General features: G+C 61.0%; 12 protein-coding genes. All 12 read left to right on the top strand.

The features are described from left to right. Positions 1-144, top strand: a 144-nt coding sequence (rpmC, locus tag EN932_RS28940) for a 50S ribosomal protein L29 (RefSeq protein WP_128369256.1), incomplete at its 5' end; no start/stop codon positions are given. Positions 145-155: 11 nt separating this feature from the next. Then, positions 156-395, top strand: coding sequence for a 30S ribosomal protein S17 (gene rpsQ / locus EN932_RS28935; protein WP_010909280.1), 240 nt, complete (start codon positions 156-158; stop codon positions 393-395). A gap of 83 nt (positions 396-478) precedes the next feature. Next, complete coding sequence (rplN, locus tag EN932_RS28930; protein ID WP_006205457.1) at positions 479-847, top strand: 50S ribosomal protein L14; 369 nt, start codon at positions 479-481, stop codon at positions 845-847. 12 nt (positions 848-859) lie between these two features. Further along, positions 860-1,174 carry a 50S ribosomal protein L24 gene (gene rplX, locus EN932_RS28925; RefSeq protein WP_013531428.1) on the top strand — a complete coding sequence of 105 codons (315 nt, stop codon included), beginning with the start codon at positions 860-862 and terminating at the stop codon, positions 1,172-1,174. Next, entirely contained in the window at positions 1,167-1,766 is a 600-nt protein-coding gene (rplE, locus tag EN932_RS28920; protein ID WP_013531429.1) for a 50S ribosomal protein L5, read from the top strand. Before rplX ends, rplE begins: the two co-directional genes overlap by 8 nt. A gap of 27 nt (positions 1,767-1,793) precedes the next feature. After that, positions 1,794-2,099: a 30S ribosomal protein S14 gene (gene rpsN, locus EN932_RS28915; RefSeq protein ID WP_013895695.1), complete on the top strand. Its 306-nt coding sequence runs from the start codon at positions 1,794-1,796 to the stop codon at positions 2,097-2,099. 12 nt (positions 2,100-2,111) lie between these two features. Next, a complete protein-coding gene (gene rpsH, locus EN932_RS28910; RefSeq protein ID WP_013531431.1) occupies positions 2,112-2,510 on the top strand; it encodes a 30S ribosomal protein S8 in 399 nt (132 codons plus the stop codon). 89 nt (positions 2,511-2,599) lie between these two features. Continuing rightward, a complete protein-coding gene (gene rplF / locus EN932_RS28905; protein WP_013531432.1) occupies positions 2,600-3,133 on the top strand; it encodes a 50S ribosomal protein L6 in 534 nt (177 codons plus the stop codon). A 138-nt stretch (positions 3,134-3,271) separates the two neighbouring features. Then, positions 3,272-3,631 carry a 50S ribosomal protein L18 gene (rplR, locus tag EN932_RS28900; RefSeq protein ID WP_013531433.1) on the top strand — a complete coding sequence of 120 codons (360 nt, stop codon included), beginning with the start codon at positions 3,272-3,274 and terminating at the stop codon, positions 3,629-3,631. A gap of 148 nt (positions 3,632-3,779) precedes the next feature. Continuing rightward, complete coding sequence (gene rpsE / locus EN932_RS28895; RefSeq protein WP_006333394.1) at positions 3,780-4,343, top strand: 30S ribosomal protein S5; 564 nt, start codon at positions 3,780-3,782, stop codon at positions 4,341-4,343. 24 nt (positions 4,344-4,367) lie between these two features. After that, positions 4,368-4,565 (top strand): 50S ribosomal protein L30, encoded by a 198-nt coding sequence (rpmD, locus tag EN932_RS28890; protein ID WP_006205449.1) that lies wholly within the window; start codon positions 4,368-4,370, stop codon positions 4,563-4,565. 22 nt (positions 4,566-4,587) lie between these two features. Then, positions 4,588-5,035 (top strand): 50S ribosomal protein L15 (gene rplO / locus EN932_RS28885; RefSeq protein WP_128369255.1); only part of this gene is annotated, 448 nt, incomplete at its 3' end.

Genomic DNA, 5,035 nt, shown 5'->3' with positions numbered 1-5,035 from the left:
AGCCTGAAGAAGGAGCAGTTCAACCTGCGCTTCCAGAAGGCCACCGGCCAGCTCGAGAAGACCGCGCGCGTGAGACAGGTTCGTAAGGACATTGCGCGTATCAAGACCATCGCTGCGGAAAAGTCCGCGGCTAAGAAGGCTTAAGGACGAAAACCATGCCAAAGCGCATTCTGCAGGGCACCGTCGTCAGCGACAAGAACGAGAAGACGGTTGTCGTCAAGGTCGAACGGCGCTTCACGCATCCCGTGATGAAGAAGACCGTGCGCATGACCAAGAAGTACAAGGCGCACGACGAGAACAACGCCCACAAGGTTGGCGATCAGGTGTTCATCCAGGAATCGAAGCCGATTTCCAAGGACAAGCGCTGGATCGTCGTGTCTTCGGACCAAGCCTGACCTCGGGCGTAAACAACGAATTTTGGACAGACCGGGGAGGGGCTTTGAGCCCATCCCGTTAGAAGAGAAGAAGGCGGCCAGTCATGATTCAGATGCAAACAAACCTCGACGTCGCGGATAATTCCGGCGCCCGTCGTGTCATGTGCATCAAGGTGCTGGGCGGCTCGAAGCGGAAATACGCTTCCGTGGGCGACATCATCGTGGTGTCGATCAAGGAAGCCATTCCGCGCGGCCGCGTGAAGAAGGGCGATGTGATGAAGGCGGTCGTGGTTCGCACGGCCAAGGACATCCGCCGCCCGGACGGCAGCGTGATCCGTTTCGACAAGAACGCGGCCGTTCTCGTCGACAACAAGAAAGAGCCGATCGGCACGCGTATCTTCGGACCGGTTCCGCGCGAACTCCGCGCCAAGAACCACATGAAGATCATCTCGCTCGCGCCTGAAGTGCTGTAAGGAGCCGGACCAATGCAAAAGATTAGAAAAGGCGACAAGGTCGTCGTGCTGGCCGGCAAGGACAAGGGCCGTTCGGGCGAAGTCCTCTCGGTACAGCCGAAGGAAGACACCGCGCTGGTGCGTGGCGTCAACATGATCCGCCGTCACCAGAAGCAGTCCCAGTCCCAAGAGGGCGGGATCATCACCAAGGAAGCGCCGATCCAGCTGTCGAACATCGCGCTGGCCGACCCCAAGGATGGCAAGCCGACCCGCGTCGGCTTCATCTTCCAGAAGGACGGCAAGAAGGTGCGCGTCGCCAAGCGCTCGGGAGAAGTCATCAATGGCTAAGGCTCAAACCACGAAGCCCAAGGCTGAAAGCAAACAGTCCAAGGCTCAGAACACGCCGCGCCTCAAGCAGGTCTACAACGAGACCATCCGCAAGGCGCTGCAGGAACAGTTCGGCTACGACAACGAGATGCAGGTTCCGCGCATCGACAAGATCGTGCTGAACATGGGCGTTGGCGAAGCGACCGCCGATTCGAAGAAGCCTTCGATCGCGGCCGAAGACCTGGCGATGATTGCCGGCCAGAAGGCCGTCGTCACCCGCGCCCGCAACTCGATCGCCGGCTTCAAGGTCCGCGAGAAGATGCCGATCGGCGCCAAGGTCACGCTGCGCAAGGAACGCATGTATGAGTTCCTCGACCGTCTCGTGAACATCGCACTGCCGCGCGTCCGCGACTTTCGCGGACTGAATCCGAAGAGCTTCGATGGCCGTGGCAACTACGCCATGGGCATCAAGGAACACATCGTGTTCCCGGAGATCAACTACGACAAGGTTGATCAGATCTGGGGCATGGACGTCATCGTTTGTACGACTGCGAAGACGGACGACGAAGCCAGGGCATTGCTCAAGGCCTTCAACTTCCCCTTCCGCCAGTAACGGCAGCGAGAAAAGGAAAAATCTGAAATGGCAAAGACCAGCTCAGTCGAGAAGAACAACAGGCGCCGCAAGCTTGCCGACCAGTACGGTCCCAAGCGGGCTGCGCTCAAGGCGATCATCATGGATCAGTCCAAGCCGATGGAAGAGCGTTTCCGCGCTCAGCTCAAGCTTGCCGCCATGCCGCGCAACTCGGCCAAGATCCGCATCCGCAACCGCTGCGAAGTCACCGGCCGTCCGCGCGCCTACTATCGCAAGCTCAAAGTATCGCGCATCGCGCTTCGTGATCTCGGCAATAACGGCCAGATCCCGGGCCTGGTCAAGTCGAGCTGGTAAGGAGGACATAACATGTCATTGAGCGATCCTCTCGGCGATATGCTGACCCGCATCCGCAACGCGTATGGCCGCAAGAAGTCGAGCGTTTCGACGCCGGCTTCGCGTCTGCGCACCCGCGTCCTCGACGTGCTGAAGGCTGAAGGCTATATCCGCGATTACAGCCAGACCGACTTCGACAACGGCAAGTCCGAAATCGAGATCGAGCTGAAGTATTTCGACGGCGCGCCGGTCGTGCGCGAAATAGCCCGCGTTTCGAAGCCAGGCCGCCGCGTCTATGTTTCGGCCAAGTCGATTCCGCAGGTCGCAAACGGCCTCGGCATCGCCATCCTTTCGACACCGAAGGGCGTGATGGCCGACCATGAAGCACGTGAACAGAACGTCGGCGGTGAGATCCTCTGCCAGATCTTCTGATCTGGCAGTTGACCGCAAAGTGGAATCCGGTCTTCGGATCGTTCCCGAAGACAGAGACCTGAAACAAGAGAAGTGACGAGGACAACAAAATGTCTCGTATTGGAAAGAAACCCGTTTCGCTGCCGCAGGGCGTGACCGCGACCGTCAACGGCCAGACCGTGACGGCGAAGGGCCCCAAGGGTGAGCTGAAGTTCGTGGTGAACGACGAAGTGCTGGTCAAGATGGAAGGCAGCGAGATCGCTGTCCAGCCGCGCGACCAGACCAAGACCGCCCGCTCCAAGTGGGGCATGTCGCGCACGCAGATCGTCAACATCCTGCAGGGTGTCAAGGACGGTTTCGAGAAGAAGCTCGAGATCACCGGCGTCGGCTATCGCGCGGCACTTCAGGGCAAGAACCTGCAGCTGGCGCTTGGCTTCAGCCATGACGTCGTCTATGAGACGCCGCAGGGCATCACCATCACCGTGCCGAAGCCGACTGAAATCACCGTGGCCGGCATCGACAAGCAGCAGGTCGGCCAGGTTGCGGCCGAGATCCGCGAGTATCGTGGTCCCGAGCCTTACAAGGGCAAGGGCGTCCGCTACGCCGGCGAGAAGATCGTCCGCAAGGAAGGCAAGAAGAAGTAGTAGGCCTGGCCTCGAGAAGTTGAAGACTTTTCGGAAAGGGCCAAGCCAAGAGTGTAACGCCGCGGGGAGCGGTCGCGGGAGGCGCTTTCGCCTACCGCATATGGCGGCCCCCGTTTTTTGAAGGCAAGGAAGACCATCATGGGTACCAAGGAATCCACGCAGCGCCGCGCGCAGCGCGTCCGTCGTCAGATCAAGAAGGTCGCCGGCGAGCGTCCGCGTCTGTCGGTCCACCGCACGTCGAAGAACATCTATGTGCAGGTCATCGACGACGCCAAGGGCCACACCATCGCCGCCGCTTCGACGCTCGAGAAGGACTTCAAGGGTTCGCTCAAGACCGGCGCCGACACCGCTGCCGCCACCGCGATCGGCAAGCTGATCGCCGAGCGCGCCACCAAGGCCGGCGTCAAGGAAGTCGTCTTCGACCGCGGCGCTTACATCTATCACGGCCGCGTCAAGGCGCTCGCCGAGGCTGCCCGCGAAGGTGGCTTGAGCTTCTAAGCATGATCCCGAAAAGTTGCAGACTTTTCGGATAAAGATTATGCGAAGGAAATGATTTCGCCCCCGGTGACCGTTTCCCGATTTAATCGGGGCGAGGCACCGGATCTTATCAGCAACCGTGCTTCCGGAAAAAAACAAGGAACAGGATATGGCACAGGAACGTAGGGATGGCGGCCGCGGCCGCGATCGTGAAGAACGCGATGACGGCATGGTGGACAAGCTCGTCCACATCAACCGCGTCGCCAAGGTCGTCAAGGGCGGCCGTCGCTTCGGTTTTGCAGCACTCGTCGTCGTCGGCGACCAGAAGGGCCGCGTCGGCTTTGGTCACGGCAAGGCGCGCGAAGTGCCGGAAGCTATCCGCAAGGCAACTGAATCGGCCAAGCGCGACATGATTTTCGTGCCGCTGCGCTCGGGCCGTACGCTGCATCACGACGTCGAAGGACGCTGGGGTGCTGGACGCGTGCTGCTGCGCGCCGCCAAGCAAGGTACCGGCATCATCGCCGGTGGCCCGATGCGCGCTGTCTTCGAGACGCTCGGCATGCATGACGTGGTCGCCAAGTCGATGGGTTCGTCGAACCCCTACAACATGGTTCGCGCCACCTTCGACGCGCTGAAGAGCCAGATGCATCCCAAGGATGTGGCTGCTGCTCGCGGCATCAAGTATTCGACCCTTCAGGCCCGCCGCGGCACCGCCGTTGCGGCTGAAGAATAGTCGATCTGACCAGGGATTTTGACCATGGCCAAGAAAGCAACCAAGACCATCACCGTTGAGCAGATCGGTTCGCCGATCCGCCGTCCGAAGGAACAGCGCGCGACGCTGGTCGGCCTCGGCCTCAACAAGATGCACAAGCAGCGCACGCTGGAAGATACGCCCTCCGTGCGCGGCATGATCGCTGCCGTCCAGCATCTCGTCCGCGTCGTGGACGAGGGCTGAGCCAGAGCGCAGGAGAAGTCAGATGAAACTCAACGATCTGCGTGACAAGGACGGCGCGACGCACTCCAAGAAGCGTCTCGGCCGTGGTATCGGCTCCGGCTCCGGCAAGACCGGCGGTCGCGGCGTCAAGGGCCAGAAGGCGCGCTCCGGCGTCGCCATCAACGGCTTCGAGGGTGGCCAGATGCCGCTCTACCGGCGCCTGCCGAAGCGTGGCTTCAACAACATCTTCGCCACGAGCTTCACCGTCGTGTCGCTGGCCCGCATCCAGGTGGCCATCGACGCCAAGAAGCTCGACGCCAAGGCAACCGTGACGGCTGAATCGCTGGTTGCCGCCGGCGTCATCCGCCGCGTCAAGGACGGCGTGCGCATCCTCTCGGATGGCGAGATCAAGGCGAAGCTCGCCTTTGACGTCGCCGGCGCCTCCAAGGCCGCGATCGAGAAGATCGAAAAGGCCGGCGGTTCGGTCAAGC

The sequence above is a fragment of the Mesorhizobium sp. M7A.F.Ca.US.002.01.1.1 genome (genome assembly GCF_004022955.1).
GTDB lineage: Bacteria > Pseudomonadota > Alphaproteobacteria > Rhizobiales > Rhizobiaceae > Mesorhizobium > Mesorhizobium ciceri.
The sequence above is the reverse complement of the archived record's forward strand: the minus strand, read 5'-3'. Positions and strand labels throughout refer to the sequence as shown.